Below are 26,596 nucleotides of genomic sequence, written 5' to 3'. Positions count from 1 at the left end.
ACATCGACGATGGAAGAAATCCTGATCGACTGCGAATCGTTGCCGTGGATCCCGATCGTCGCCGGCATCGATTACCGCCTGTTGTTCGCCAGCGCCGAGACGGGCCGCTGGACGGTGATGTTCCGTTGCCAGCCCGGAAGTTCCTTTCCGCGCCACAAGCATCATGGCGCCGGCGAGTACTACGTGGTGCGCGGCCGGATGGAATATCGCATGGGACGGGCGGATGCCGGCACCTACGGCTACGAGCCGCTGGGAGTGATTCACGAGCTGACCACGTTCCCGGAATACACCGAGCTGTTGTTCACCAACTATGGGCCGGTGGCGTTCCTGGGCACCGATGATTCCGTGCTGTCCATTCTCGATCATGCCGAGGTGCGACGGCTCGCGCAGCAAGCAGCCACATGAGCCAGCGGTATTTTCAGACCTGGCAGCGCAGCCGAACGCAGCCGCGTGAGTTCTGGGCGGAGGCCGCGTCCGACATCGATTGGTACGCACCCCCATCCACTGCTTTCGATGCCAACGCTGGCGTCGCCGGTGTGTGGTTCGCCGGTGGCCGATTGAACACTTGTTACAACGCCGTCGATCGGCATGTTCGCAACGGCCGCGGCGCGCAGGCAGCGCTCATCTATCACAGCGCCGTCACCGGGCAGGTGCGCAGGTTCAGCTTCGCTGAACTTCAGTCCGAAGTGGCGAAGCTCGCGGGATTGCTGCGGCAGGAAGGCGTCTTGGCCGGTGATCGCGTCGTGATCTATATGCCAATGGTGCCGGAGGCCGTGTTCGCGATGCTGGCGTGCGCGCGACTCGGTGCGATTCATTCCGTGGTGTTTGGAGGTTTCGCCGCGCCGGAATTAGCGAAACGGATCGACGACGCTCAGCCGCGCGTCGTGCTCAGCGCTTCGTGCGGTATCGAGCCGGGGCGAGCGGTCGCATACAAGCCCATCCTGGATGCGGCGCTGGGCCTGTGCCGTCATCGGGTCGAGCGTTGCGTGATTCTGCAGCGGCCGCAAGTCACCGCAGCATTGGATCCGATACGCGATATCGATTGGAGCGATGCTCTGCGAACCGCGCAACCAGCGGATTGCGCGCCGGTCGCCTCGGAAGATCCGCTATACATACTCTACACCTCCGGCACGACCGGCATTCCCAAAGGCGTTGTGCGAGACAATGGCGGCCACGCGGTCGCATTGTCATGGAGCATGCGACACATCTATGGCGCGCAGCCCGGCTCGGTGTTCTGGGCGGCTTCGGATATCGGCTGGGTGGTCGGCCATAGCTACATCGTCTACGCGCCGTTGCTGATCGGGTGCACGACCGTGCTCTACGAAGGCAAGCCGGTCGGCACGCCGGACGCGGGCATGTTCTGGCGAGTCGCGCGAGAACACGATGTCGAGATCCTGTTCACTGCGCCGACTGCGCTTCGTGCCATCAAGCGTGAGGATCCCGACGGCGCATTCATCAAGAACGGCGGATTGGGGCGGCTGCGCACGTTGTTTCTTGCGGGCGAACGTGCCGATCCGCCGACGCTGGAGTGGGCCCAGCAGCGCCTTGGCATTCCAGTGTTCGATCACTGGTGGCAAACCGAGCTCGGCTGGCCAGGGCTGGCGACATGCACAGGTCTTGGCGCCATCGGCGCACGGCACGGCAGCGCTGGACGAGCGGTGCCAGGATATGAATTCGCCGTGCTCGATCCTGAACATCGTCCGCTTCCTCGGGGCACGAGCGGAGACATTGCCATTCGGCTGCCACTGCCGCCGGGTTGTCTGCAGACTCTATGGCGCAACGATGCGGGATTCCGCAACTCTTATCTCAGCGAGCATCCGGGCTACTACACCACCGGCGACGCTGGATTCATCGATGACGACGGCTTCGTGCACGTGATGGGTCGCACCGACGACATCATCAATGTCGCCGGTCATCGCATCTCGAGCGGCGCCATCGAGCAAGTCATTGCGTCTCACCCCGATGTCGCCGAATGCGCCGTGGTTGGCGCGAGCGATCCGATCAAAGGCAGCGTGCCGATCGCTTTGTTTGTATTGAAAGCCGGCGTAACTGCGGATCACGCCAGCATCATCGCTGCGTTGATCGAGATGGTGCGAGACACGATAGGGGCGGTGGCGTCGTTCAAGGCGGCCGCGCCGGTCGCGCAGCTCCCCAAGACCCGCTCCGGAAAAATCCTGCGTGGCGCGATCCGCCGCCTGGCGGATGGAGAAGCCTGCCCGGTGCCGCCGACCATCGACGATCCGGCGGCACTCGATCGGGTGATCGAAGCCTTGCACAGGATTCGATATGCAAGCAGCGGAGGCGCCCATGGTTCCTGATCGCAAACAACAGTTGTGGATGTATCGCGCGATGGTGGCCAGCCGCGCCTTCGAGGCGGCGATCAAGCTTGCCTACATGGAAGGCAAGCAGCCGCTGTTCAACATGGCGAAGGGACCGATTCCCGGCGAGATGCATTTGTCCGATGGGCAGGAGCCTTGTGCCGTCGGCGTGTGCGCTCACCTGCGTGCGGACGATACCGTCACGGCGACCCATCGTCCGCATCACGTCGCGATCGCGAAAGGCGTGAACCTGCAGGCGATGGCTGCGGAGATCTTCGGGCGTGCCACCGGCCTTTCCGGCGGGCGCGGCGGCCACATGCATCTGTTCGATCCGAAAGTGAATTTCTGTTGTTCGGGAATCATCGCGCAAGGCATGGGGCCGGCCGTCGGCGCGGCGTTGGCAGCGAAGCTGCGTGGCAGCGATGCGGTGGCCGTCTCGTTCATCGGCGAAGGCGCAGCCAATCAAGGTGCATTTCATGAAGCATTGAACCTCGCGGCGATCTGGCGCGCGCCGGTGATCTTCGTCATCGAGGACAACGCCTACGGCATATCGGTCAGCAAGCGCGATTCGACGGCCGTGGAGCGCAATGCAGTGCGTGCTCAAGCTTATGACATGCCCGGCGTGTTCGTTCCGGGAAACGATGCCGATGCGATTTTCGCTGCCGCCGGTGAAGCCGTGCGACGTGCACGCATGGGCGAAGGGCCGACATTGCTGGAGCTGGAGACGTGCCGGCTCGAAGGTCACTTCATGGGCGACGCCGAGCAGTATCGGCCCAAGGGCGAGATCGAACGCTTGAAGGCCATCGATCCGATTCCCGCCTATCGCAGCAAGCTCATCGAGCGCGGCGTTGTGCCGGAGCAATTGCATGAGCTGGAGTCGCAGGCGCGGCGGGATGTCGAAGCGGCCTTCGCATTCGCACGTGCGTCCGTGCCGCCTGAGCCACGCAGCGCCTTGGAACAAGTGTTTGTAACGGGAGGTGTGCGATGACACAGCCAGCCGTGCGGCGCATGACCATCGCCAAGGCGATGAGCGAGGCATTGGCGCAAGCCATGCACGCCGACGAGCGTGTTCTGGTGATGGGCGAAGACGTGGCCAAGCTGGGCGGCGTGTTCGGCACGACGCAAGGACTGCTGGAGCGCTTTGGTCCGTCGCGTGTGCGCGATACACCGATTTCCGAGACCGCATTCATTGGCGCAGCCGTGGGCATGGCTGCGGCGGGGATGCGTCCCGTCGTCGAGCTGATGTTCGTGGACTTCTTCGGAGTGTGCATGGATGCCATCTACAACCTCGCTGCCAAGCAGGCTTACTTTTCCGGCGGCTCGGTCGCTTGTCCCATGGTGTTGATGACCTCGGTGGGCGGCGGCTACGGCGATGCCGGGCAGCATTCGCAATGTTTGTATGCGACGTTCGCGCATCTGCCTGGCATGAAAGTCGTCATTCCCTCGAATGCACACGACGCCAAAGGACTGATGCTCGCGGCGATTGCCGACGACAATCCAGTGATCTTCATGTTTCACAAAGCGCTGCAAGGCATGGGATGGCTCGGCACCGTGCCGCGCTCGATCGTTCACGTGCCGGCGGAGCGCTATACGCTGCCCATCGGCAAAGCCGTGGTGGTGAAGCCTGGTGCCGATCTGACGTTGGTGGGCTGGGGTGCGACGTTGCATCACGCACTGGATGCCGCCGACGCGTTGGCTCGTGAAGGTGTGGATGCCGAAGTGATCGACGTGCGCACGCTCGCGCCATTGGATCGCGAAACGATCTGCGTGTCCGCGGGTCGCACCGGACGGCTGGTCGTGGCGGACGACGACTATTGCAGCTGTGGCGTCGCCGCCGAGATCATCGCGAGCGTGTGCGAGTCGACTCGGCTGCTCGCACCACCTCGTCGCGTTTGTTTTCCCGATGTGCCCGTCCCCTTTGCTCCGGAATTGGAGCACGCCCTGCTGCCCGATGCCGCGAAGATCGTGGCCGAGGCGCGTTTGACCTTGCAGAGTGCCGCCGCATGATCGACGTGACCGTGCCGGAACACTTCTGGGAGGAGGATGCCGAGGGCGTGGTCTCGTCCTGGCTGTTCGCCGATGGCGAGACTGTGTCGGAGGGGGCGCCGTTGGCCGAGATCATGTACCAGAAGGCGAGTATGGAGCTGACGGCACCCGCCGCCGGGGTGTTGCAGATCCTGGTGCCGGCGGAGGCGCCCATCCGGCGCGGACAGGTGATCGCGCGGATTGGCTAAGCGCAGCTCGCGTCCTCCAAGAATCGATTCTCCAAAATGAAGAAGGCCCACCAGAGGTGGGCCTTCGTGTTCGCGTTCGAGAGGTGCGCCGCCAGCGAACCGCTCGACCAGGCAGCCAGGCTTACTTGATCTTGGCTTCCTTGTAGGCCACGTGCTTGCGGACCTTGGGGTCGAACTTGCGCACTTCCATCTTGTCCGGATGCAGGCGCTTGTTCTTGGTGGTGGTGTAGAAGTGGCCGGTGCCGGCCGTGGACACGAGCTTGATCTTTTCGCGCATGGCTTGAGGCTCCTATCCGTTAGACCGCAACGCCCTTGGCGCGCAGCTCGGCAACGACGGTCTCGATGCCCTTCTTCTCGATGGTGCGCAGGCCGTGGGTAGACACGCGCAGGCTGACGAAGCGGCGCTCGCTCTCAACCCAGAAACGCTGCACGTGCAGGTTGGGCAGGAAGCGGCGGCGACGCTTGTTGTTGGCGTGTGACACGGTATTGCCGGTCATCGGCCCTTTGCCGGTGATCTGACAGACTCTGGACATGGCGGATTTCCTGGTTGGGGCGGCGGCCGGGCACACAGCGCCACGGACGAGGGGCCCGAAAACGAGTCGCGCTTTATACCAGCCGCCGCCCGGTTAGGGAAGACGGCGGGACCGCTAAAATGCCCGAAAGCGCCTTCCTACAGCAGTCCGCGCTCGGCAAACGACTCGCAGACGCCGTCCCCGACCACCAGGTGATCCAGCACCTTGATGTCCACCAGGTCCAGGGCTTCCTTGAGCCGAACCGTGATTTTCCGGTCCTCGGCGCTGGGTTCGGCGATGCCCGAGGGGTGGTTGTGCACCAGGATCAGCGCGGCGGCATTCCGGGACAGGGCCAGCCTGACCACCTCCCGGGGATGCACGATGGCGCCATCGATGGTGCCCCGGAACAGCTCCTCGAAGCCGATGACCCGGTAGCGGCTGTCCAGCAGCAGGCAACAGAACACTTCATAGGGCAGGTCGCGCAGGCGGAGTTGCACAAATTCGCGAGTCGCGCGCGGGTTCTTCAGCGCCGAGCCCACGGTCATCAGCTCCTGGTAGTGCCGGCGCGTTAATTCCAGCGCAGCCTGCAGCACCACATACCGCGCCGGCCCGAACCCCCGCGTCTTGCACACGCGACTTCGGTCCGCCGTAAGAAACGCGCGCAACGAGCCAAAGTCCGCCAGCAGATCTCTCGCCAGATCCAGTGCACTCCTTCCCCGAACCCCCGTCCCCAATAATATCGCCAGCAACTCGGCCTCACTCAGCCCCGTTGCTCCCACCCTCAGCAGCTTCTCTCTCGGCCGGTCGCTCTCCGGCCAGTCGCGTATGGACATCCTTGTCTCCAGCAATCATCCCGGGTGCGTCCCGGCTTGCAAGTGTGTGGCTGAACTGGAATTGCTTTGGGCCGAGTGGTCCATTTGTTTGCTGTGAAATGGTCACCCGTTGGCAGCGGAACTGAGTTAGGCACGCCAACTTGCTTGATCGAGGAGTCCCCGGGCGCCGCTTTCGTGCACGACTTCTATTATGGAGGGGCCGGCCGGACGCGCCGGCGCCAATATGTAAGGATTTCGCTGCCATCTGGCGGACAAACTGCGGTTCTGCGCGCCCAAGTTGCGCAATGCGGACTGACGAGCGGTCCATTCCCGCGAGGAATGCCGGTATGCGCTCGCGCAGTTTGCCGGGCCCTCGGGGCGCCTCCATAATCCGGTCCATGAGCCTGCAGCCTCGCAAAATTCTCCTGGGTGTCACGGGTGGGATCGCGGCCTACAAGAGTCCGGACCTGGTCCGTCGCCTGATCGAGCAGGGCGCCGACGTCCAGGTGGTCATGTCCCGGGGGGCGCAGCAGTTCGTGACGGCCCTGACGTTCCAGGCGGTGTCCGGCAAGCCGGTGCGCGACGATCTCTGGGACGAAAGCAGCGAAGCGGCGATGGGGCACATCGAGTTGGCCCGTTGGGCGGATGAGATCGTGATTGCCCCGGCCACGGCGGATTTCCTGGCGAAGCTGACGCATGGCTTTGCGGAAGACCTGTTGACCACGGTGTGTCTCGCCACGACGGCACCCATCACGGTCGCGCCGGCCATGAATCGGCAGATGTGGGCGAATCCCGCGACTCAAGCCAATGTGCGCGTACTGAAAGAGCGCGGCGTGCGAGTGCTCGGCCCGGCGAGTGGCGAGCAGGCGTGTGGTGAAGTCGGCGTGGGCCGGATGATCGAGCCGACGGAGATCGTCGCTGAAATCTTCACCGCTCGTGGCCGCCCCGGTCCGCTGCAGGGACTGAAGGTGGTCGTCAGCGCCGGACCGACGCGCGAGAAGATCGACCCGGTGCGATTCATCAGCAATCGCAGCTCGGGCAAGATGGGTTATGCGGTCGCCGAGGCGGCGCGCGAAGCGGGTGCGAAAGTCGTGCTCGTGAGTGGTCCGGTGCAGATTCCAACGCCGCGCGGTGTCGATCGCGTCGATGTGGAAAGCGCCGAGCAGATGTTGCACGCCGTTCAGAGCAACGTTGCCGACGCGGATATTTTTGTCTCGGCCGCGGCCGTCTCGGACTATCGCTGTCGAGAAATAGCGGGCGAGAAGATCAAGAAGACCAGCGACACGCTGAATCTCGCCTTGGCGCGTGCGCCAGACGTGTTGGCCACGGTGTCGAGAGGCGAGGTACGTCCGTTCCTGGTGGGCTTCGCCGCCGAAACGGAACATGTCGAGCGCAACGCGCTGACCAAGCTCACCAACAAGAATCTGGACATGATCGCCGCCAACAAGGTCGGCGACGGCCTGGCCTTCGACAAGGACGACAACGCGCTCACCGTCTACTGGCACGGCGGCAAGCAGGAGCTTTCCATGACCAGTAAGTCGGCCCTGGCGCGGCAGCTGGTCGCCTTGATCGCGCAGCGCTATCACGCGCGCGGCACTTCGCCGGCACCAACGCAAACTTCCAATCCAACGCCCTTGCCCGCTGCTCATGCCCGCTGATGGAACGTCTTCCGGCGCCGGCGCGCGCCGTCGGTTGCAGGTCCGTGTGCTCGATCCCCGCATCGGCCGCGACTATCCCTTGCCTCAATACGCCACCGAAGGATCGGCGGGCATCGACCTGCGTGCATGCATCGACGCGCCGCTCGAGCTGAAGCCGGGCGACACGCAGCTCATTCCCTCGGGCATCGCCATCTATCTTCAGGACCCGGCCTATGCCGCCATCGTGCTGCCTCGTTCGGGTCTGGGTCACAAGCACGGCATCGTGCTCGGCAATCTGGTCGGCTTGATCGACTCGGATTACCAGGGACAGATCTTCGTCTCCTGCTGGAACCGCGGGCAGAGCACGTTCACGATTCAGCCCGGCGAGCGCATCGCGCAGCTGGTGGTGGTGCCAGTGGTGCAGGTGGAGTTCGACGTGGTGAACGAGTTTGTCGCCACCGAGCGCGGCGCCGGCGGTTTCGGCAGCTCGGGGCGCGGCTGAAACAGGCTGCCCGGGCGGCCGCCGCTCATTTGATGCCTTTCAGTTCCTTGAAGCGCTTGATGTCGGCGCTGAACGTCGCCTTCACCTCGGCCTGCTCGCGCTGATTTTTCTCCAGCGACTCCTGATACACGCGCAGGCCATTTACGGTGTTGACCATCTCTTCAGCCAGGTGGTCGGGCACGGGCGGGGCATTCGGCTTGTCGCTATAGGGTTTGAAGCGCGCGACCTGCGATTCGATCCGGGCCTGACGTTCGCGCATGTTGTTGATGGTTTGCTCGGTCACGCGGCGCTGGGCTAGCAGCAGCTCGATGCGCTGATCGCGCAACCGCTCGATGTCTTCCACGTTGGTGTAGGTCTCGATCAGCATGCGGTCGCGCTGCAGACGTTCCTGCCGCTGCTGTCTCTCCTTGGCCTCGGCGGCCTCGCGCGACAAGCGGTGGGCGCGAGTCTGTTCGCCCTCGATGACCCGCAGCACCATGCCGTGCGCGTTCAGCACCTCGGTATCCTGCCCCTGGCAGCCGGCCGGCATGCTGTCGCCGTACAACGCCTGACCCTTCGTATCCTTGCAGCGGTAGTAAGCCTCGCTGGTGACACTTGCACTTGGTTTCTGCGCGGCAAAGGCGGCCCACGATACGAATGTCGCAGCGACGATCGTCAGTGTGCGAAGCCCGCGCATCGGTGTGCCAGTTTTCCCCGGAGTTATAGGGTTATTGTGCCGCAGCTCGGCACCATTGCGTCAACTTTGGACGATTTTGGTCACATGGGCTCGCGGCGTGCAGCGGTGCGCTCCGGCGGCGAGCGATCTCGGCCCGGGCCGCCGCGGCACGACTTGAATCACTTGGTGACGCCATATTCGTTGCGGTAGCGCTCGATTGCGGCCAGTTGTGCCGCATCCCCGGACTGCCGCAGGTAATCGATGAGATTCGCCAGTCGCAGGATGCTGGTAACCGGGAGTTGCAATGTCTGTTCCACCTCCTGAACCGCGGAGAGGGGGCCCTGGCCTCGTTCCTGCCGATCCAGGGCCAGAATGACGCCGACCGGCTGAGCGCCGGCCGCGCGGATGATGTCGGTGGCTTCGCGGATCGCCGTCCCCGCGGTGATCACGTCATCCACGATCAAGACCCGGCCGCGCAGCGGCGCGCCGACAATATTGCCGCCTTCGCCATGATCCTTGACTTCCTTGCGGTTGAAAGCCCAGGGCACGTCGCGGTTGTACTGATCCGCCAGCGCGACCGCTGTCGTCGTGACCAGCGGAATGCCTTTGTAGGCAGGCCCGAACAGCACGTCGAACTGCATGTTGGCAACCTGAATCGCCTGCGCGTAGGCGCGGCCGAGCTCGGCGAGCGCCCGTCCCGAATTGAACAGGCCGGCGTTGAAGAAGTACGGGCTGACGCGGCCGGATTTGAGCTTGAACTCGCCGAAGCGCAGCACGCCCAGCTGCAGGCACAAGTCGATGAAGGAACGCATGTCACAACGCTGTATGAATGACCACGCGATGGTAGTCGATTTGCATCGAACCGCCGACACTGATTTGTGCCGCATTCGCCTCTTATAATCCCCCGATGAACACAGCGGCAGCGAGCACCGGACAGGCCACTCCGGCGGAGAAACCGCGATGGCGCGACATCCTGGCCAGTCCGAAGATGGTCGCCATCATGGTGCTGGGTGCCGCCTCCGGGTTCCCCAACCAGATCACCGAGAGCGCGTTGCAGGCGTGGCTGAAGGACAGTGGTGCGAGCAACACCACTATCGGCGTGCTGTCCTACGTGGCCCTGCCCTATCTGTTCAAGTTCCTGTGGGCGCCGGTCATAGATCGTTATCCGCTGCCGTGGCTCGGCCGGCGGCGTGGCTGGGTGGCGCTGACGCAGTTGGCGCTGGCGGCTGCCATCGCCGTGTTCGCGTTGCAGAACCCCGCGGTCTCGCTGACTCCCATCGCGATTTGCGCGGTGGCCATCGTGTTCTTCTCGGCCACGCAAGACATCGCCATCGATGCGTATCGAACCGACGTGGCGCAGCCGAACGAGCGCGGTCTGGCGGCCGCGGCGAACAATCTCGGTTATCGGACCTCCGCCTGGCTGGCCTCGGCGTTCGCACTGGTGGTAGCCGATTTCTTTGGCTGGGAGCCGGCGTTTCTGATTCTGGCCGCGGTGATGGCGGCGTTCTGCATAGGCACGTTGCTTGCGCCCGAGCCTCACTATGCTCATCAACCACCGCGCACGTTGACCGAATCGTTCGTAGTGCCGTTGCGCGAACTGCTCGGCAGCCCAAGTGCCATTGCATTCATCGCGCTGGTGATCCTGTTCAAGGTCGGCGATGCGTTCGCGTTGCGGCTATTCACGCCCTTCATGATGGACGTGGGTTTCAGCAAGACCGAAATTGCCGTCGTACTGAAGGCACTGTTCACGGCGAGCGCGGTGATCGGTGCGATTCTCGGCGGCGTGGCGATGGTGCGCCTGGGGCTGCTGAACTCGATGCTGATATTCGGTGTGGCACAGGCCGCCTCGAACCTGCTGTACTACGCATTGGCGCTGACGGGTAAGAATTACCCCTTGATGGTCGCGGCGGTGAGCATCGACAACATCGCCGGCGCGATGGGCAACATCGCCTCGGTCGCGCTCATCATGGCCCTCTGCGACACGCGTTACAGCGCCTTTCAATACGCGCTGCTGTCCGCTTTCGCACTGACCCCACGTTATTTGCTCGGCGGCCCGGCGGGATGGCTGGCCGACAAAGCGGGCTGGGATATGTATTACGTGGTCAGCGTGGTGCTGGCCTTGCCGGGACTGTTGCTGGTGTGGCTCATGCGCGAACAGATCAAGCAGCTCGATCAGCCGCGCGGCTGATCGGCTCGGGAATCAAACGAGATCCGGGTCGGTAACGCGAGCGGGCGCAAGCCCGCATGCTACAGGTCGCGTGGCGACGGCCACTCCGAATAGCCGGAGGCTTCGGAACGATCCAGGCTCATCAGCGGATCGATCCATGCGCCGTTGGCACTGATCTCGCGCTCCGATTCATAGTCTTCGGGCTCGACATCGACCGAGCCGGTCCAATCTTCCGGCGCCTGCGCCTCTTCGAAATCCTGCTCTTCCCAAGACTCCAGGTCGAACTCTTCCACGGTGCCATCGAAGTGCTGGACCTCCACGGTGCCATCGTCGCGGTCCACCGCGACCACTTCGAACAGCGCGCCATCGATGCGGCGGTACCAATCACCCACGACCGGGCTCGGCGAAGTCATTGAGCATCCTCCAGCTGGAGTGCGGGAAACATTCCTTTGCGGACGGCATCCGTGCGTCTTGCTGAAAAGCAATCGAGGCTCTTCTTTTAGTCCTGCGCCGCGCTGGATTCAAGTGGGATTTCTTCTGCAGAGCATCAAGCGTCACGGCGGCGCTCGCCGGCCCGCGGGTCATACATTCGGTTGCCGACTCGATACGAGTCGACTCGCCTTCACCCTCACAATTGTTTCAATTTTCATCCGCGCCGGCGCCGGCGGCGACCTGCACATTCTCGGCAGGCCGATGTGACTTCACGATGACGACACAACAACCTGCGCGATCAAGCTTTCGTCGCGATCCTGCGATAACTCAAATCCCAAACGCCGTGCCCGAGGCGCTGGCCGCGCCGTTCGAACCGGGTCAACGGCCGCTCCTCGTTGCGGGCGACGAAGCCACTGTCGCCGGCGTCGTTAGCAAACGACGTCGAGGCATCGAGGACCTCGCGCATATGCATGGCGTAAGGCTCCCAGTCCGTCGCGAGTCGTAGCGTGCCGCCCACGGCCAGTACGCGCGCCAGCAGCTCGACCAGCGGCGGTTGAATCAGGCGCCGCTTGTGATGGCGCTTCTTGGGCCACGGATCGGGAAAGAAAATATGAATCAGCTGGAGGGAGCCGGGCGCCAGCTGTTGCTGCAGCACCTCGACTGCGTCGTGGCAGACGATGCGCAGATTTCGCAATCCGGCAGCCTCGGCCCCCAGCAGCAGATGGCCGACCCCGGGTTTGTGAACTTCGACGCCGAGGCAATCCAGTTCTGGGTGCGCTTGCGCGAAAGCAAGCAGCGCCTCGCCGGCGCCGAAGCCGATCTCCAGCATGCGCGGTGCGCGACGGCCGAATATCTGGTCCAGATCCAGGGGTTGCGCGTCGAGCTCCACGCCATAGCGCGGCCACAGCTCATCCAGGGCGCGTTGCTGAGCGACTGTCGCACGCCCGCCGCGAATGACGAAACTGCGGACCGTGCGGCGCGAAGGAGCGTTGGAGGGCGGGTCACTCGGGGTGGGGGACGGGTCTTCGGTCATTTCTGAATGGCCAGGGACTGCAGGTGGTCGTAAAGCAATTTCGCAGCCGAGTGCAGTGGGGTTGCGCTGCGAATACAAAGAAACAATTGACGATGTGCCCACGAGTCCGTCAGCGGCACCGAAGCCAGCGACAAGGAACGAATGTAAACACTGGTCGCCGCGCGGGGCACGATGCTCACGCCGAGCCCGGCCGCAACCATGGCGCATGCGGCGTCGAAGCTCGTCACTTGCACGCGCCAGTTCATTGGACGATCGGCTTCCATGGCCGCGCGCGTCAGCAGGCGGTGCAGGGCGCTGCCCGCGTGCAGTCCGACGAACGGCTCGTCGAGCAGCTCGGCGAACCCGATCGAGCTGCGCGTGGCGAGCGGATGATCCGGTTTCAACACCACGATCAAGTCGTCGTTGCGAAACGGCACGGTGGACAGCCCGTCGATGATCGGCAGCTCGCTGACGATGCCGAGATCGGCGGAGTTGTCCGCTACTGCGGTGGCGATCGCGGAGCTCACATGCTCTTCCAGATGCACGTGAACGTCCGGATGTAGTCTGGCGAACGAGGCCAGCGCACCGGGCAGGAATTCGACGATGGCCGAAATGTTTGCAAACATTCTCACGTAGCCGCGCGTGCCGGAGGCGTGGCGGCGCATCTCTTCATCCAGCTGTGTCGCCTGATGCAGCAGCACGCGTGCCCTTGCCAGGAACGCATGGCCGGCTGCGGTCAGCTCCACGCCTTTCGCACCGCGCAGCAGCAGCGGGCAGCCTAGATTGTCCTCCAGGTCAGAGACACGTTTGCTGACGGCCGAAGCAACGGTATGCGAGCGTTCGGCGGCGCGCGCAATGCTGCCTGCGTCGGCCACGGCGACGAACAATTCCAGGTCGCGTAAATCGAATCTGAGAGCCACGGAGAGAGTCGGCGGGATGATCGAGGAGCGCAGTATACCGTCCGGCCGACCCTCGCAGGCCGCGCGTTCTGCCCTGGCGCCCGCGCCGCGCCCAATCGAGCGGCAGCCAATTGATCCGAAGCCAATTGATCCCCGTAAGGGCAGCCCCTAGAATCGGCCGGGTGCGGGTGTAGCTCAGTTGGTAGAGCACAAGTTTCCCAAACTTGAGGTCGCGGGTTCGAGACCCGTCGCCCGCTCCAATTCCGGCCCCCCGTCGTCAGCCGGCCGGGGCCCCATGTCCCAAGCACTACTCGCCTCGCCGCCTCGAGCCACGGCAGCGCCGGTCGCTGGCCGCGAGCGGCTGTGTATTCAAGCAGTGATTCAGCCAGGAGACCGCCGCCAGATGACCGCCAGCCGTCGTGATTTCATAGTGGGGAGCGGCGCCGCCCTCGCCCTGGCCAAGCTGCGCCTCGGCATCGCCGATACCAGTCAGAGCGCTGCCGACAAGGCTGCCGAAGCGCTGCTGGCCGAGCTGGCCGAAGAAATCATGGTCGACTATCCGGAGAGCGCCACCGGCCTGGGCATCGACACTGGCCCGCGTGCTCATTTGAAGGCAAAGCTGGCGGATCGTTCAGCCGACGGACAACGCGCCATCGCGCAGCGGGCCGCGCAGCGACTGCAGCGGCTGAAGGCGATCGATACCTCGGTGCTGAGCGATGCGGTGCGCATCGATGTCGACGTCATGCGCACTTCGCATGAGTTCGCCAAGGAAGGGTTCGCGTTTGCTTACGGCGATGTGGCCACGCTCAATTCGAGCTGGTCGTATCGGAATGCGCCGTACGTGGTGGCGCAGAACACCGGTGCGTTTCTCGAGATCCCCAGCATGCTCGACTCGCGTCACACCGTCGCAACCAAGCAGGACGCAGACGCCTATCTGTCGAGGCTGGAGGCGTATGCCGGCCAGCTCGACGGCGAAACCGGGCGCTTGCGAGCCGCGGCCGCCCAGGGCGTGATCGCACCGGACTTCCTGCTCGACAAGACCCTGAATCAACTCGGCATCGCCAGTGGCGGCAATGTCGCCGAATGGTCGTTGGTGACTTCCCTGGCGAATCGAACCAAGAATCTCTCCGGCGATTACGGCGCCAAAGCCGCGAAGATCGCCAAGGACAAGATCGCGCCGGCGCTGCAGCGGCAGCTCGCAGAGCTCACGGCTCATCGCAAGCGCGCCACCAGCGATGCCGGCGTGTGGAAATTGCCGCGAGGGGATGAGTACTACGCGTGGGCATTGAGCGCCGCTACGACGACGCGCATGACGCCGGATCAGATTCACGAGCTGGGGCAGGAAGAGCTGCGCGCGTTGCAGTCCGAGATGGACGGCATCCTCAAGGCTCAGGGCCTCAGCCAGGGAACGGTGGGCGAACGCATGACCGAATTGGGCAAGCAAGCGCGCTTCCAGTTTCCCGACACCGATGAGGGCCGCGCGCAGATCATGGCGCTGCTCAACGATCGAGTTGAGGACATTCGCACACGATTGCCGCGTGCATTCGCGACACTCGTGCCGGGCAATCTCGAGATCGTGCGGATGGCGCCCGAGATGGAACCGGGTGCGCCGGGCGCCTACGGCGGTGCGGGCACGATCGACGGCAAGGTGCCAGGCAAGTTCTGGATCAACCTGCACACCACCAAGCTCTGGACCACGTATGCGCTGCCGACGCTGACGTATCACGAGTCGATCCCCGGGCACGTGTGGCAAGGCGAATATACATTCAAGCTGCCGCTGTTCCGTTCGCTGCTGGCCTTCAATGCGTTCGCCGAAGGCTGGGCGCTGTACGCCGAGCAACTCGCCGCCGAGCTCGGCGTTTATGACGACGATCCGTTCGGCCGCCTGGGATATCTGCAATCCATCGCATTCCGTGCCTGCCGCCTCGTGGTCGACACCGGCTTGCATGCCAAGCGCTGGACCCGGCAACAAGCCATCGAATGGTTCGCGCGTACCAATGGGTCGGGCCTCGAAGAGGTTACCAGCGAAGTGGATCGCTACTGTGCTTGGCCCGGACAGGCGTGTGGCTACAAAGTCGGCCACAGCGAGATCAACCGCCTGCGCAACAAGGCGCAGCAGGCGTTGGGAAACAAGTTCGACTTCCGCAAGTTCAACGACGCCGTCGTAATGGGTGGCGACGTGCCGATGGTCGTGCTGGCGCGAAACATCGACGCATTCATCGCGCGAGGCTGAGAACCAGACATGCGGATCGCCACATACAACGTAAACAGCATTCATGCGCGCCTGCCCAGCCTGGTGCGCTGGCTGCAGGAAACATCGCCCGATGTCGCGTGCCTGCAGGAATTGAAGACACCGTCGGAGAAGTTCCCCGAAAGCGCGATCCGCGATCTTGGCTACGGGGTGATCTGGCACGGACAGAAGAGTTACAACGGCGTGGCTATTCTCGCCAAGGGTTGTGAGCCCACCGAGATCCGGCGCGCATTGCCCGGCGATCCGGAGGATCTGCACAGCCGCTACATCGAGGCCGTGGTGCGCGATGTGATCATCGGTTGTTTGTATTTGCCGAATGGCAATCCCGCGCCGGGCGAGAAGTTCGATTACAAGCTGCGCTGGCTGGAGCGGCTGCGTGTGCACGCTGCCGAGTTGGTCGGCAGCGACAATGCCGTGGTGCTTGCTGGCGACTACAACGTCATTCCGACCGCCAACGATGTTTACAAACCCGAGCGCTGGGTGGACGACGCGTTATTCCGCGTTGAGACGCGCGAAGCTTTTGGCCGCATCCTCGAGCAGGGCTGGGTGGATGCGATTCGCCACCTGCATCCGGACGCGACCATCTATACGTTCTGGGACTACTTCCGGAATGCCTATGGCCGCGACGCGGGACTGCGCATCGATCATCATTTGTTGAATGCCACGGCGCTGCGCCGGCTCAAGGCCGGGGGGGTCGATCGTCACGTGCGCGGTTGGGAAAAACCCAGCGATCACGCGCCGACCTGGATCGAGCTGCAGGATTAGCTGGCGGCGAGCGCTGCGCTGCGGCCGGCACGCAGCGCGTCCAACGTGCCTCGTAATAATTTCGAGGCGCGGGGATCCTGAGACCCACTGCTTGCGTTAGAGCCCCAACGGCCTTCCCCAAGGGCATCCAGGAGGCCGACTACAAGAGCAGCGAGGCGGGATCGATTGAGTGACGTGCATCCACCGTTCTGGCAGCGCCTGGCGTGGTACGCCTGTGGGGCGCTCGTTCTGTTGCTGCTGCCCGTCCTGAAATACGCGGAGCTTTGGGGCACGCTCGGACGGCAGCAGAAATTTGCGTTGCTGGTGGGGTTGGGTGCGTTCGGTGCCGCGTGCCTGCTGTCGCTGCTGGTGGATCGTTCGGCCAGCTGGGCGGCCGCCGGCCGCGCCCTGGTGCGCTCGTTCGCCGTGTTGTGTTTGTTCCTGATCGGCGCAGCCATCGTAGCTATTTCTTTGCCGCGCTACTTGCTGATCCCGTTGGTGATTGCCATTGCAGTCATCGTGCCGCTGGCCATCAGCCCCTTGGGATTGCGGCGCGCGCCAGTGGCCGCCGCCGTCGTTCTCACCGGGATACTAACGGCATATGCGTTTGCCAGCGTGAGCTCGTCCCCGGCGATGGAGCGAACCACGCGTGAAACATCTCTGTCGACCGCGTTCTATCCGTTGCGCGTGACAGTCAGAGATGGCTGGGTTCCCAAACCCGCGACCCGCGGCGGCGGCCTGACCCTGATTGGAGAGCGCATCCTGCTGGCCACCGGCGACGGTCATTTATATGTGATCGATGCCGCACGCGACGCTTTCGAGGTCCAGGCGCTGGAGACGATCGTGCCGGCAAATCGCGAAGAATTCGCCAAGGCCTTCGGCGGCTCGGCCCGCCAACCGGCGCGCTCCAGGGAGTGGCGCGGGTTGGGCCCGCCGGCCGTGCAAACGTGGCGCTTCCGGATTGCCGATGTGCTTGCGCAAGTGGCGGGCGACCAGGTTCGCATCCTGGCGTCGCATCACTATTGGCACGAGGCGCAGCAATGTTTCGTCGTTCGGATTTCCGAGCTGACGGCCTCGCTGTCGAACCTGGAACAAAGCATCCCGGCGGCGCAGTGGTCGACCCTGTTCGAATCCACGCCGTGCATACCGCTCACCGGACCGGAGCGCATGCGCGCCAAGAATCCGTTCCGAGGCGAGGAGATCGGCGGCCGGATGCTGCTGCTGGAAGGAAACAAACTGCTGCTGACCCTGGGCGACCAGGGTTTCTCGGGCATCGAGTCGCACCAGGCATTCGCGCAGGATGCGGCGAGCGACTATGGCAAGACCCTCCTGATCGATCTTGCAACTCGGCAGCACAGCACCTACACCCTGGGGCATCGCAATCCGCAAGGCATCACACGCACTCAGGACGGCAAGCTGTGGATCACGGAGCACGGCCCGCAAGGCGGCGACGAGCTCAATTTGTTACAAGCGCAGGTGAACTACGGTTGGCCCAAGGTGACCTATGGCACCGACTACGGCTCGACGGCATGGCCATTGAGCGAGGATCAGGGCCGGCACTCGGGCTATCAGCAGCCGGTTCTGTCATGGCTTCCCAGCATCGGTGCGTCCGATGTGACGGCGCTGCACGGCGAGTTGTTTCCAATCTGGCGCGGCAATCTGTTGGTCGGGTCGCTGTCGACGCGTTCGCTGTATCGACTGGTGATCGACCAGGATCGCGTCGTGGTCCAGGAACCAATCGCCTTGAACCAAAGAGTGCGAGACATTCTGGAACTGCCGGATGGCCGTATTCTGATTTGGGACGATGCCGCCGCGCTGACCCTGCTGGAGCCAGCCACCGAACAGGACGGTGCCAGTCTGTACGCGACCCAATGCCTGGGCTGTCACACCATTGCCGATGGCATATCCCATCGCATTGGGCCCGATCTGATGGGCATCGTCGGCCGCGCCGTGGCCTCGGCGCAGGGCTACGACGAGTATTCGCCGGCACTGCGCGCGCAGTCGGGCGTGTGGGATGTCGAGCGCCTGAACGAGTTCCTGCATCAACCTCAAACCAGTGTCCCTGGCACGTCGATGGCGTTTCCAGGCATCGTCGACGCGGAGCATCGCAAGGCCATCATCGAGTATCTGCAGAGGAACGAGCGCATCGACAAGCGCGGCATTGCCACGAAATAGCGGCTGAGGTGGCCGAGCGACACGGGCGAGCCGTGACTCGGCGGTGACGATCACGCGTCGTGGGTTGCCCCTCGCGGAAGCAGTCTTTAAGCTGGCTTGGGCGCTCCTTCACTCACATTGCATAAGCTCGAGCCACTTTGCTGTACCGTTCCCTATGCACCGTCGCGCTGGGTCTTTGGACAACGCTCGCGTTCGCTGATTTCGATGCCGTGCCCAAGCGGCCCATCGATCTCACCGGATATTGGGTGCTGAACACCGCCAACAGCGACGATCCCGAAGCGATGCTGACGGAACGCCAGGCCAAGGAGCGGGAGCGCTTCGAGCGCTGGCGGCGCCGCGAAGAAGAAACCCGGCCGCAAGGGATGCCACCGCCGATCGACGTGGATGCGCCTCCGCCGCAGGCGGACGATCGCCGTCGCGGTCCGCGCCCGTGGCAGAAGCGATATCAGGAAAATCTGCTTCGCATGCTGGCCGTGAGTTCGACGCTGGAGATCAAGCAGCCGGCTGCGACGCGCTTCGAATTCATCAGTGCTGTCGAAACCCGCCGGGTGGAAGCCGGCAGTCACACCCAGGTGTCCATGCCCGAGGGGCAGCTGGCGGATTCGTGGGTCGGCTGGGATGGCGACTGGTTCGTGATCGAGCGCCGGGTGCGCCGCGGCCCGCGCGGACTGGAGAAATTCCGCCTCACCAAGACCGGCCAGCTCGAATATTTCATGCAATGGAGCGGCGACAGCGAATTGGCGGGCATGAAGATCCGCCGCTTCTTCGATCGCCGCACCGGGCCCGAGCCGGTGCGAAATCCGGATCACGGGCCCTTGCCGTAGCGGCGCTCAGGCGGCCGAGTAGCCCATCACCGCCTTGGTCTCCAGGAATTCCTTGAGCCCTTCCTTGCCCCACTCGCGGCCATTGCCGGACTGTTTGTAACCGCCGAAGGGCGCATTGATGTCCGTCGGTGCGCCATTCAAATGCACCATGCCAGTCCGCAGCTTGCGTGCGACTCTGCGTGCATGCTCGATGTCGCCCGAGTACACATAGCCCGACAGGCCATACACCGTGTCATTGGCGATGCGTATCGCTTCTTCTTCGGTCTCATAGGGAATCATCACCAGCACCGGGCCGAAGATTTCTTCGCGAGCAATGGTCATATTGTTGTTCACGTTGGCGAACACCGTGGGCTTGACGAAATAACCCTTGTCGATGCCGTCCGGCCGGCCGGGGCCGCCGATCACCACCGTGGCGCCTTCGTCGATGCCCTTTTGCAAGAGGCGTTGAATCTTTTCGAACTGTGTCTTGTTGGCCACCGGACCCATGGTGACGCCATCCTTTTTCGGGTCGCCGACCACCGGCTTGGCCGCCACGCTCTTGGCAATGTTGACGGCTTCTTCGTACAGCTTCTTCGGGACCAGCATGCGCGAGGGCGCGTTACACGACTGCCCGGTGTTGGACATCATCGACAACACGCCGCTCTTCACCGCTGCATTGAGATCCGCGTCTTCGAGGATGATGTTTGCAGATTTGCCGCCCAACTCCTGCGACACGCGCTTCACCGTGTCCGCCGCGGCCTTGGCGACCTGCACACCGGCGCGTGTCGAACCCGTGAACGACATCATGTCGATGTCCGGGTGGCGTGACAGCGCCTCGCCCACGGTTGGGCCGTCGCCGTCGATCATGTTGAACACACCTTTAGGCACGCCCGCTTCGTGCAGGATCTCGGCGAAGATGTGCGCGCTGAGCGGCGCGACTTCGCTGGGCTTGAGGATCATCGTGCAACCCACGGCCAGCGCCGGTGCCACCTTGCAACCGATCTGGTTGAGCGGCCAGTTCCACGGTGTGATCAAACCGCACACACCGATGGGCTCGCGGCGGATCAAGGTCGTGCCGAGGCTTTCCTCGAACTCGAACTCCTTGAGTGCGGCGAGCGTTGCCATGAAATGCCCGAGGCCGCTGCCGGCCTGTGCGTTCAGGGCGAACTTGATCGGGGCGCCCATCTCGTCGGAAATGGCGCGCGCCACATCCTGCATGCGCTTCTTATAGACCTGGATGATTCGTTCCAGCAGCGCGACGCGTTCTTCGCGCGAGGTCTGCGAATACGTTTCGAAGGCGGCGCGAGCTGCTTTCACTGCAACGTCCACGTCTTCGGCAGTACCAAGGATGATCTTCCCGATCTCCTGCTCGGTGGCCGGATTGATCACAGCCAACTCGCGACGGCCCGGCGGGGTCACCCACGCGCCATCGATATAGAACCGCTTGAACTCGTACATACCATCCTCCGCCAACGCAGCGATCCGCACTACAGAACAACCCGATTCGCACTACAGAACAGCCCGAAATGGGGTCGGGTGCGGCGCGAAAAACGAAGGGTAATGATACGTCAATGGCGGCAGATGTTTCAGCGCCGCACGTCGCCCCCTTTTTCCGACAACAGCAGTTCCACGTCGGCCACACCCAACAGGTTGAAATCACCGGGAATGGAATGCTTCAGGCAACCGGCCGCCGCGCCGAACTCGATCGCTGCCTGTGGGCTCATGCCCGTCAGCAATCCATGCAGGACGCCGGCCGCGAATGCGTCACCGCCGCCAATACGGTCCACGATGCTGTGCAAGGGGTAGGAGCGGCTGGTGTAGGTGTTCTGTGAATCGAACAACAGGCCGGTGAGTTGCTGCATATCCACGCTGGCGCGCGCTCGTTCGGTGCAGACGATGTAGCGCAGATGCTTGAACGTCTTGAATGCCAGATCGGCAGCTTCGCGGCGCGCGTCCCCCGCAGTCGCCTTGAAACCGAGCATGAACGCGATGTCGCGATCGTCGCCGAAGATAACATTTGCGTGCTCGCACAGCCGACTCAATAACTGGGGTGCTTCTGGCGCGCGCGATCCCCACAGGCGTGCACGGAAATTACAGTCGAACGAGATTTGGATGCCGGCCTTCCGAGCCGCTTGCATCGCCAGCGAAGCGGCTTCCGCAGCTGTGCTGCTGACCGCTGGCGTAATGCCAGAAACATGCAGCCACTGTGCGTTCTTCAGCAACGATGCCCAGTCGTAAGTGTCCGCCGGTGCTGCGGCGAATGCGGAGTTGCTGCGATCGTAAAGAACTTCCGCGGGCCGATGTCCTGCGCCGTGCGTCAGGAAATACATTCCCATGCGACCGTCGCGAAAGTCGATCGCATCCGTTTCAACGCCGTGACGGCGCAATTCGTCCGCGCACGCTCTGCCAAGCGTCGAGTCCGGGAGCGTGCTTACGACGCGCGTGCGATGCCCGAACTTATGCAGCGAGACGGCGACGTTGGCTTCGGCGCCGCCGATGTGAGCGTCGAAGCGGGGCGATTGCAGTAGCAACTCCTTGCCTGGGGACGACAAGCGCAACAAGACTTCGCCGAAGCAGATGATGGCCGGTTTCATGAAGAGCAAGAAGTTCCTGATGACTGCGCAGCCTGGCGCGCAAGATTGTAGGCAATCCGGGATCGATGGGTCTTTGTCGGTGGCATCTATTTCGTCCGCGGACCGAAACGGCGGCGCCTTGCCGGAGGGCAAGACGCTCTGTTAGCCTGATTGATTGTCACCGGTGTCACGACGCTTGTTCAAGGGGCTCACGGAGCATGAGAGTTGGTAAGAGCGCCCGCGCTGCATTGTGCCTGCTCGGCTGGCTGGGTAGCGCACCTTCTGCCGCGGATATCCAGCGCTTTTCGGCCGAGTTGGCCATCAGCAAGGAGACGCCGCCGACGCTCCTGATTCACGCAGCCGATGACGTCACGGTTCCCGTCGCCAACAGCATTCGTTTCTTCGAAGCCTTGCAGGAGAACAAGGTGCCGGCACAACTCATGGTGTATCCGGCGGGCGGTCATGGGTATGGCCTGAACAACGCCACGACCGGCGATCGCTGGATCGAGCGCTGCCGGCAATGGTTGCAAAGTCAGGGATGGATTTCCTGACCTGCTCGAGCCGTGATCTTGGCCAGCGCCGCACCGAGAGTCGGCGGGCCTTCGACATCGGCCAGATGCGCATAGGCTAGCTCGAGCCGCGCACGAAACGTTGCATTGCCCGCCAGCTCCGTGCTGAAAACTTTCTCCAGGCCAAGGAATGTTGAGACGTCGTTGGCGGAGTCGCCATTGCATCGTTGCGCACGCTCGGCGAGCTCTGCGGCAAGCGGGTCGACAATTTGCCGATCGTGACGCACCTGCCGGCGGATGAAATGAAACCAGGCGGCGAGCGGCACGCACAGACGTGCGATCGAGCGGCCCGCCGCCAGGTTTTCGGCGATCACCGGAAGAGTGCGGAACGGCAGCTTCTGCGAGCCGTCCCATGCAATCTGCGCCAGCAGATGCCGAATCGTTGGATTGCGAAACCGGCGCAATACCGCTGCGATGTATCCGTCCAGATCGAGGCCCTCTGGAGGTGCGAGCCCGGGCCGAATGTCTTCAATCATCATGCGACGAACGAAGGTTGCCAGCGCCTCGTCAGCTATGGCTGAGGAGACTGTGTCATAGCCGGCAAGGCTGCCCGCGTAGGCGAGAGTGGAATGCGCGCCGTTCAGCAGTCGCAGTTTGGCGCGTTCGAAGCCAGCGACATCGTCGGTCACGGTAACGCCGACGGCTGCCCAATCGGGCTGCGGACCGCGCAGCTTGTTCTCGATCACCCATTGGCAGAACAACTCGCGCCGCACGGGCCAGAGGTCTTCGACACCCAACGCTTCCTTGACCCGCAAACGAAGTGCATCGTCCGTTGCAGGTGTGATGCTGTCCACCATGGTACAGGGGAACGGCACTTGCTCTTCGATCCAGGCGGTCAATGTCGGATCGCTCGCGCGAACGAAATCCAGGACCGCACGCCGCAATCGATGGCCGTTGTCAGCGAGGTTGTCGCAGCTGATGACATTGAAAGGCTCATGACCGAGGTCATGCCGCATGCGCAGAGCGCGCGCGAGAAAGCCAACGAATGTCCTCGGCGTCGCCGGATTCTGCAGATCGTGCGCGATGTCCGGATGCGAGACGTCCAGGCCGCCGTTCTTGTCGAGGCAGTAGCCTTTCTCGGTGATGGTGGCGGTGACGATGCGCGTGGCCGGACTCGCCATGCGTTCCAGAACCGTACTCGGAGATTCGGGAGCCACCAACACTTCTTTCACCGAGCCGATCACACGGAAGGACGACTGCTCGTCCAGAATAGCGATGGTGTAGAGGCCGTCCTGCGGAACGAGCGCATCGCGCACACCGGTACTGTGCAGCGACACTTCACAAATTCCCCAGCGCGGGTCGGAGTGGAGGATGTCGTCGACGTAACACGCCTGGTGTACGCGATGAAACGCGCCGGGTCCGAAATGGACGATGCCGATGCTCACGCGGTTGCGGTCGTAAGCGGGTATCTTCAGGTCGCGGCGGCCGAGCACCGCGATGGAGGCGAGCGATAACGTCACAGGGTCACACCATCCTTCCAGATTGCGATTTCACGCTGCTCGTTGATCTCGTTGCGTGCGGGCTGGCCCGACGCCGTGGCGATGATCAACTGCAGGAGCTCGTCGGCTACGCTTTCGGGATCGGCAGCGCTCAGCACTTTGCCGGCGTCGTAATCGATCCAATGTGATTTGCGTGCCGCGAGCGGGGAGTTGGAACTGATCTTGAGCGTAGGCACTGGAGAACCCAGCGGCGTGCCGCGCCCGGTGGTGAACAGCAGAATCGTCGCTCCAGCCGCGACCAGGGCAGTGGATGAGACGCCGTCATTGCCCGGCGCTTCGAGCAGTGTCAGTCCTGGCTTGCTGGTGCGCTCGCCATAGCGAAGCACCCGCGTCACGGTGGCATGGCCGCCTTTCTGTACGGCGCCCAGCGACTTTTCCTCGAGCGTGGTGATTCCGCCGGCGATGTTGCCCGGGGACGGATTCTCGTGCACGGGCTGATGGTTGCGCAGGAAATATTCTTTGAAGTCGTTGACGACTTGCACGATGTCGTCGAACACCGCGCGATTCGCGGCTCGTTGCATCAGCAAGCGTTCGGCGCCGAAGATCTCCGGAATCTCGGTGAGCACCGCGGTGCCGCCGGCGCGAGTCACTCGGTCGGCAATGCGACCTACGAGTGGATTCGCAGTGATGCCGCTGAAGCCATCGGAGCCGCCGCACTTCAGACCCACCACGAGGTCCGTGAGACTGCACGGTGCGCGTCGATCGCGTTCGGCAAGTTGCACCAGTTCTTCGACGGCTTGCAGGCCCGCCTCGGTTTCATCTTCCGTGGCCTGCGCCGCGAAGTAGCGAATGCGTTCGCGCTCCGTCTCCGGAATATCGGCCAGCAGCTTGCTCAGCTGGTTCGATTCGCATCCCAATCCAAGGATCAATACGCCACCGGCATTGGGATGTTGCGCAAGGCCGGCAATCAATCGCCGCGTTCGATCGAGATCGCCGCCGAGTTGCGAACATCCAAATTGATGAGGGAAGGCGACGATGTTGTCGACGCGTCTGGCGAATTTCTGCGCGGCCAGGCGAGCAATGCGTTCGGCGGTGCGGCCCACGCAGCCGACCGTGCACAGAATCCAGATCTCATTGCGCGTGCCGACTTTGCTGTTGGCTCGACGATAGCCAAGGAATGAATCCGCGCCCGCCGCCGCCTTTGATACATCGGACGAGTCCGAGGCGGTGTACTCATACTCATCGGTGCCGCTGAGCAATGTTTCCAGATTGTGGGAGTGGACGTGCGCGCCGACGGTGATGTCCCTGGTGGCGCGACCGATGGGCCAACCGTACTTGCGCACGGGCTGTCCCGCGGCTACCGATCGGATCGCGAGCTTGTGTCCACGAGGGATGCTCGCCGTGACTTGGACGATTTGATCGCCAACGGCAATGCGGTCCTGCGCGGCGATGTCCCGCAAAGCGACGGCGACATCGTCCTCCGCCGCGACTCGATAGATGGCTGGCGGCATCGTATTGGTTGAAGGGGCGGCACTCATGGCTTGCATGATGGCACTGATCGAGGCCGCATGGAAACCGGTGTCATTCAGGGCGCGTTCTGGTACCGTTACTGCGCGATCGTCGGCACGCGCGGTATTCTCGCGTGGCCAGATCCACAGCAGGTTGTTCGTCGATGGCTAGAAAATCGGCCAAGAAAGCGACTCGACAGATGCCCCCGGCGCAGGCCGCCCGGGCACGGGTCGAGCCGCGCCCGGCCGCCTCCGACGCGCGGCCCTCGGCCCTGCGCCGCAGCCCCGAGAAGAAGCCGACCATCAATGACATAGCGCGGCTGGCCAATGTCTCGAAAAAGACCGTCTCGCGGGTCATCAACGAGTCGCCATTCGTTCGCGAGGAGACGCGGACCCGGATCGCGGAGATCATTCGCAGCACCGGATTCACGCCAGACCCGCAAGCTCGCGCCCTGGCCTTCCGCCGTTCGCACCTGATCGGGCTGGTCTACGACAATCCCAATGCGCCCTATGTGATCAATGTACAGGAAGGTGCGCTCGGCGCGCTGCGCCGTCTCGGCTATGAACTGGTGGTGTATCCTTGCGATCGCAACAGTCCCGAGCTGCTCAGCGATATTCGCCAACTGGTCAGCCGGCAGAGGCTCGACGGCATGCTGATCCTGCCGCCGGTTTCCGAGAATCACGCGCTGGCCGAGATGCTGCGCGAGATCGATTGCCCCTACATCCGAATCCTGTCCGCCGCGCTGGATGAGCCGCAAAACCTGGTGCAATCCATGGATCGGCAGTCCGCTGCCGAAGTCGCGGAGCACCTGGCCAAGTTGGGACACACCAGAATCGCGATGATTCTTGGCCCGCCGACCTATCGTTCGTCGCAGGAGCGTCTGGAAGGCTTCTCCAACGCGCTGGCCGATCGCGGTCTGACGTTGGCGCCGGATTACATCGCTGAAGGCGCGTACACCTTCGAGTCCGGCGCTGCGTGCGCCGAAATGCTGTTGTCGCGCACGCCGCGTCCAACGGCCATCTTCGCCAGTAATGACGAAATGGCCGCGGGCGTCTATCGCACGGCATACCTGCGAGGGCTGCGCATTCCGCAGGACCTCACGGTCATTGGCTTCGACGACAGTCCGCTCGCATCGCGACTCTGTCCTTCATTGACCACCATGCGGCAGCCGATCCGGGACATGGGACGACTGGCTGCGGAAAGATTGATTTCCAAGATTTCGCGTTCGGAAGCACCGTCACCGGCCGCGACCACGGTGTTTTCACATCTGGTAGTGCGCGAATCGTCCGGCCGCCCGGTGAATTAGACCGCCAAGCTCCGAACGCTCGCGGCTTCAGCGCATTATCGGTGTCC

Annotated in this window: 26 protein-coding genes and 1 tRNA gene; 15 read left to right on the top strand and 12 right to left on the bottom strand. The window is 63.3% G+C overall.

The features are described 5' to 3' along the window. Positions 1-9: 9 nt before the first annotated feature. The 5 genes from VGE08_RS25345 to VGE08_RS25325 are packed head-to-tail and all read left to right on the top strand — an operon-like array spanning position 10 to position 4,552. Positions 10-405: a 2,4'-dihydroxyacetophenone dioxygenase family protein gene (locus VGE08_RS25345; RefSeq protein ID WP_331070724.1), complete on the top strand. Its 396-nt coding sequence runs from the start codon at positions 10-12 to the stop codon at positions 403-405. Then, entirely contained in the window at positions 402-2,318 is a 1,917-nt protein-coding gene (locus tag VGE08_RS25340) for an AMP-binding protein (RefSeq protein ID WP_331070723.1), read from the top strand. Before VGE08_RS25345 ends, VGE08_RS25340 begins: the two co-directional genes overlap by 4 nt. Next, positions 2,308-3,306 (top strand): thiamine pyrophosphate-dependent dehydrogenase E1 component subunit alpha, encoded by a 999-nt coding sequence (locus tag VGE08_RS25335; protein WP_331070722.1) that lies wholly within the window; start codon positions 2,308-2,310, stop codon positions 3,304-3,306. Before VGE08_RS25340 ends, VGE08_RS25335 begins: the two co-directional genes overlap by 11 nt. After that, positions 3,303-4,325, top strand: coding sequence for an alpha-ketoacid dehydrogenase subunit beta (locus tag VGE08_RS25330; RefSeq protein ID WP_331070721.1), 1,023 nt, complete (start codon positions 3,303-3,305; stop codon positions 4,323-4,325). Before VGE08_RS25335 ends, VGE08_RS25330 begins: the two co-directional genes overlap by 4 nt. Then, positions 4,322-4,552: a lipoyl domain-containing protein gene (locus VGE08_RS25325; protein ID WP_331070720.1), complete on the top strand. Its 231-nt coding sequence runs from the start codon at positions 4,322-4,324 to the stop codon at positions 4,550-4,552. The genes VGE08_RS25330 and VGE08_RS25325 overlap by 4 nt, the downstream gene beginning before the upstream one ends. Positions 4,553-4,673: 121 nt before the next feature. On the opposite strand, the gene rpmG is transcribed toward VGE08_RS25325, so the two are convergent. From rpmG to radC, 3 genes are all read right to left on the bottom strand, one after another. Continuing rightward, positions 4,674-4,829 (bottom strand): 50S ribosomal protein L33, encoded by a 156-nt coding sequence (rpmG, locus tag VGE08_RS25320; protein ID WP_066922054.1) that lies wholly within the window; start codon positions 4,827-4,829, stop codon positions 4,674-4,676. A 19-nt stretch (positions 4,830-4,848) separates the two neighbouring features. Then, the gene (gene rpmB, locus VGE08_RS25315) at positions 4,849-5,085 is read right to left on the bottom strand and encodes a 50S ribosomal protein L28 (RefSeq protein WP_203165759.1); all 237 of its coding nucleotides are present in this window, start codon (positions 5,083-5,085) and stop codon (positions 4,849-4,851) included. 137 nt (positions 5,086-5,222) lie between these two features. Beyond that, positions 5,223-5,897: a RadC family protein gene (gene radC / locus VGE08_RS25310; protein WP_331070719.1), complete on the bottom strand. Its 675-nt coding sequence runs from the start codon at positions 5,895-5,897 to the stop codon at positions 5,223-5,225. A gap of 377 nt (positions 5,898-6,274) precedes the next feature. On the opposite strand from radC, the gene coaBC reads away from it, so the two are divergent. Then, positions 6,275-7,534, top strand: a complete 1,260-nt coding sequence (gene coaBC, locus VGE08_RS25305) for a bifunctional phosphopantothenoylcysteine decarboxylase/phosphopantothenate--cysteine ligase CoaBC (protein ID WP_331070718.1) — start codon at positions 6,275-6,277, stop codon at positions 7,532-7,534. After that, positions 7,524-8,015 carry a dUTP diphosphatase gene (gene dut / locus VGE08_RS25300; protein WP_331070717.1) on the top strand — a complete coding sequence of 164 codons (492 nt, stop codon included), beginning with the start codon at positions 7,524-7,526 and terminating at the stop codon, positions 8,013-8,015. Before coaBC ends, dut begins: the two co-directional genes overlap by 11 nt. Positions 8,016-8,040: 25 nt before the next feature. Here dut and VGE08_RS25295 read toward each other — a convergent pair whose 3' ends face one another. Together VGE08_RS25295 and pyrE are read right to left on the bottom strand one after the other, a co-directional pair. Then, positions 8,041-8,691, bottom strand: a complete 651-nt coding sequence (locus tag VGE08_RS25295) for a DUF4124 domain-containing protein (protein WP_331070716.1) — start codon at positions 8,689-8,691, stop codon at positions 8,041-8,043. A gap of 158 nt (positions 8,692-8,849) precedes the next feature. Continuing rightward, a complete protein-coding gene (gene pyrE / locus VGE08_RS25290) occupies positions 8,850-9,482 on the bottom strand; it encodes an orotate phosphoribosyltransferase (RefSeq protein ID WP_331070715.1) in 633 nt (210 codons plus the stop codon). Between the two features lie 95 nt (positions 9,483-9,577). Between pyrE and VGE08_RS25285 the strand changes: the two genes are divergently transcribed. Next, positions 9,578-10,858 (top strand): AmpG family muropeptide MFS transporter, encoded by a 1,281-nt coding sequence (locus VGE08_RS25285; RefSeq protein WP_331070714.1) that lies wholly within the window; start codon positions 9,578-9,580, stop codon positions 10,856-10,858. A 59-nt stretch (positions 10,859-10,917) separates the two neighbouring features. On the opposite strand, the gene VGE08_RS25280 is transcribed toward VGE08_RS25285, so the two are convergent. From VGE08_RS25280 to VGE08_RS25270, 3 genes are all read right to left on the bottom strand, one after another. Then, the gene (locus VGE08_RS25280; RefSeq protein WP_331070713.1) at positions 10,918-11,250 is read right to left on the bottom strand and encodes a DUF6763 family protein; all 333 of its coding nucleotides are present in this window, start codon (positions 11,248-11,250) and stop codon (positions 10,918-10,920) included. A gap of 317 nt (positions 11,251-11,567) precedes the next feature. Continuing rightward, positions 11,568-12,302, bottom strand: a complete 735-nt coding sequence (trmB, locus tag VGE08_RS25275; RefSeq protein WP_331070712.1) for a tRNA (guanosine(46)-N7)-methyltransferase TrmB — start codon at positions 12,300-12,302, stop codon at positions 11,568-11,570. After that, positions 12,299-13,201: a LysR family transcriptional regulator gene (locus VGE08_RS25270; protein ID WP_331070711.1), complete on the bottom strand. Its 903-nt coding sequence runs from the start codon at positions 13,199-13,201 to the stop codon at positions 12,299-12,301. The genes trmB and VGE08_RS25270 overlap by 4 nt, the downstream gene beginning before the upstream one ends. Positions 13,202-13,364: 163 nt before the next feature. Here VGE08_RS25270 and VGE08_RS25265 point away from each other — a divergent pair. From VGE08_RS25265 to VGE08_RS25245, 5 genes are all read left to right on the top strand, one after another. Then, a tRNA-Gly gene (locus VGE08_RS25265) sits at positions 13,365-13,440 on the top strand. A gap of 143 nt (positions 13,441-13,583) precedes the next feature. Then, a complete protein-coding gene (locus tag VGE08_RS25260) occupies positions 13,584-15,413 on the top strand; it encodes a DUF885 domain-containing protein (RefSeq protein WP_349258801.1) in 1,830 nt (609 codons plus the stop codon). A 9-nt stretch (positions 15,414-15,422) separates the two neighbouring features. Further along, a complete protein-coding gene (gene xth, locus VGE08_RS25255) occupies positions 15,423-16,196 on the top strand; it encodes an exodeoxyribonuclease III (RefSeq protein ID WP_331070709.1) in 774 nt (257 codons plus the stop codon). 174 nt (positions 16,197-16,370) lie between these two features. Beyond that, a complete protein-coding gene (locus VGE08_RS25250; RefSeq protein WP_331070842.1) occupies positions 16,371-18,350 on the top strand; it encodes a PQQ-dependent sugar dehydrogenase in 1,980 nt (659 codons plus the stop codon). Between the two features lie 137 nt (positions 18,351-18,487). After that, positions 18,488-19,174 (top strand): hypothetical protein, encoded by a 687-nt coding sequence (locus tag VGE08_RS25245; RefSeq protein ID WP_331070708.1) that lies wholly within the window; start codon positions 18,488-18,490, stop codon positions 19,172-19,174. A gap of 6 nt (positions 19,175-19,180) precedes the next feature. Here VGE08_RS25245 and VGE08_RS25240 read toward each other — a convergent pair whose 3' ends face one another. Together VGE08_RS25240 and VGE08_RS25235 are read right to left on the bottom strand one after the other, a co-directional pair. Then, positions 19,181-20,611 (bottom strand): aldehyde dehydrogenase family protein, encoded by a 1,431-nt coding sequence (locus VGE08_RS25240; protein ID WP_331070707.1) that lies wholly within the window; start codon positions 20,609-20,611, stop codon positions 19,181-19,183. Between the two features lie 128 nt (positions 20,612-20,739). After that, entirely contained in the window at positions 20,740-21,747 is a 1,008-nt protein-coding gene (locus VGE08_RS25235) for a sugar kinase (RefSeq protein ID WP_331070706.1), read from the bottom strand. Positions 21,748-21,944: 197 nt separating this feature from the next. On the opposite strand from VGE08_RS25235, the gene VGE08_RS25230 reads away from it, so the two are divergent. Beyond that, positions 21,945-22,277 carry an alpha/beta hydrolase family protein gene (locus tag VGE08_RS25230; RefSeq protein ID WP_331070705.1) on the top strand — a complete coding sequence of 111 codons (333 nt, stop codon included), beginning with the start codon at positions 21,945-21,947 and terminating at the stop codon, positions 22,275-22,277. Here VGE08_RS25230 and VGE08_RS25225 read toward each other — a convergent pair. After that, positions 22,259-23,755 carry a mannitol dehydrogenase family protein gene (locus VGE08_RS25225; RefSeq protein ID WP_331070704.1) on the bottom strand — a complete coding sequence of 499 codons (1,497 nt, stop codon included), beginning with the start codon at positions 23,753-23,755 and terminating at the stop codon, positions 22,259-22,261. The genes VGE08_RS25230 and VGE08_RS25225 overlap by 19 nt on opposite strands. Continuing rightward, positions 23,752-25,272 (bottom strand): altronate dehydratase family protein, encoded by a 1,521-nt coding sequence (locus VGE08_RS25220; protein WP_331070703.1) that lies wholly within the window; start codon positions 25,270-25,272, stop codon positions 23,752-23,754. The genes VGE08_RS25225 and VGE08_RS25220 overlap by 4 nt, the downstream gene beginning before the upstream one ends. A 134-nt stretch (positions 25,273-25,406) precedes the next feature. On the opposite strand from VGE08_RS25220, the gene VGE08_RS25215 reads away from it, so the two are divergent. Next, positions 25,407-26,549, top strand: coding sequence for a LacI family DNA-binding transcriptional regulator (locus VGE08_RS25215; RefSeq protein WP_331070702.1), 1,143 nt, complete (start codon positions 25,407-25,409; stop codon positions 26,547-26,549). Positions 26,550-26,596 lie beyond the last annotated feature (47 nt).

Origin of the sequence: Steroidobacter sp. (assembly GCF_036406195.1) — a bacterium.
Classification (GTDB): Bacteria; Pseudomonadota; Gammaproteobacteria; order Steroidobacterales; family Steroidobacteraceae; genus Steroidobacter.
The sequence above is the reverse complement of the archived record's forward strand: the minus strand, read 5'-3'. Positions and strand labels throughout refer to the sequence as shown.

Excerpts from the sequence above, each read along its gene's own strand:
- VGE08_RS25280 (WP_331070713.1), bottom strand. The coding sequence starts at position 11,250 with ATGACTTCGCCGAGCCCGGTCGTGGGTGATTGGTACCGCCGCATCGAT.
- rpmB (WP_203165759.1), bottom strand. The coding sequence starts at position 5,085 with ATGTCCAGAGTCTGTCAGATCACCGGCAAAGGGCCGATGACCGGCAAT.
- VGE08_RS25340 (WP_331070723.1), top strand. The coding sequence starts at position 402 with ATGAGCCAGCGGTATTTTCAGACCTGGCAGCGCAGCCGAACGCAGCCG.
- VGE08_RS25230 (WP_331070705.1), top strand. The coding sequence starts at position 21,945 with ATGAGAGTTGGTAAGAGCGCCCGCGCTGCATTGTGCCTGCTCGGCTGG.
- trmB (WP_331070712.1), bottom strand. The coding sequence starts at position 12,302 with ATGACCGAAGACCCGTCCCCCACCCCGAGTGACCCGCCCTCCAACGCT.
- VGE08_RS25330 (WP_331070721.1), top strand. The coding sequence starts at position 3,303 with ATGACACAGCCAGCCGTGCGGCGCATGACCATCGCCAAGGCGATGAGC.
- VGE08_RS25260 (WP_349258801.1), top strand. The coding sequence starts at position 13,584 with ATGACCGCCAGCCGTCGTGATTTCATAGTGGGGAGCGGCGCCGCCCTC.
- pyrE (WP_331070715.1), bottom strand. The coding sequence starts at position 9,482 with ATGCGTTCCTTCATCGACTTGTGCCTGCAGCTGGGCGTGCTGCGCTTC.
- VGE08_RS25215 (WP_331070702.1), top strand. The coding sequence starts at position 25,407 with ATGGCTAGAAAATCGGCCAAGAAAGCGACTCGACAGATGCCCCCGGCG.
- VGE08_RS25285 (WP_331070714.1), top strand. The coding sequence starts at position 9,578 with ATGAACACAGCGGCAGCGAGCACCGGACAGGCCACTCCGGCGGAGAAA.
- coaBC (WP_331070718.1), top strand. The coding sequence starts at position 6,275 with ATGAGCCTGCAGCCTCGCAAAATTCTCCTGGGTGTCACGGGTGGGATC.
- VGE08_RS25240 (WP_331070707.1), bottom strand. The coding sequence starts at position 20,611 with ATGTACGAGTTCAAGCGGTTCTATATCGATGGCGCGTGGGTGACCCCG.
- VGE08_RS25220 (WP_331070703.1), bottom strand. The coding sequence starts at position 25,272 with ATGAGTGCCGCCCCTTCAACCAATACGATGCCGCCAGCCATCTATCGA.
- VGE08_RS25335 (WP_331070722.1), top strand. The coding sequence starts at position 2,308 with ATGGTTCCTGATCGCAAACAACAGTTGTGGATGTATCGCGCGATGGTG.
- xth (WP_331070709.1), top strand. The coding sequence starts at position 15,423 with ATGCGGATCGCCACATACAACGTAAACAGCATTCATGCGCGCCTGCCC.
- radC (WP_331070719.1), bottom strand. The coding sequence starts at position 5,897 with ATGTCCATACGCGACTGGCCGGAGAGCGACCGGCCGAGAGAGAAGCTG.
- VGE08_RS25295 (WP_331070716.1), bottom strand. The coding sequence starts at position 8,691 with ATGCGCGGGCTTCGCACACTGACGATCGTCGCTGCGACATTCGTATCG.
- VGE08_RS25235 (WP_331070706.1), bottom strand. The coding sequence starts at position 21,747 with ATGAAACCGGCCATCATCTGCTTCGGCGAAGTCTTGTTGCGCTTGTCG.
- VGE08_RS25325 (WP_331070720.1), top strand. The coding sequence starts at position 4,322 with ATGATCGACGTGACCGTGCCGGAACACTTCTGGGAGGAGGATGCCGAG.
- VGE08_RS25345 (WP_331070724.1), top strand. The coding sequence starts at position 10 with ATGGAAGAAATCCTGATCGACTGCGAATCGTTGCCGTGGATCCCGATC.
- dut (WP_331070717.1), top strand. The coding sequence starts at position 7,524 with ATGCCCGCTGATGGAACGTCTTCCGGCGCCGGCGCGCGCCGTCGGTTG.
- rpmG (WP_066922054.1), bottom strand. The coding sequence starts at position 4,829 with ATGCGCGAAAAGATCAAGCTCGTGTCCACGGCCGGCACCGGCCACTTC.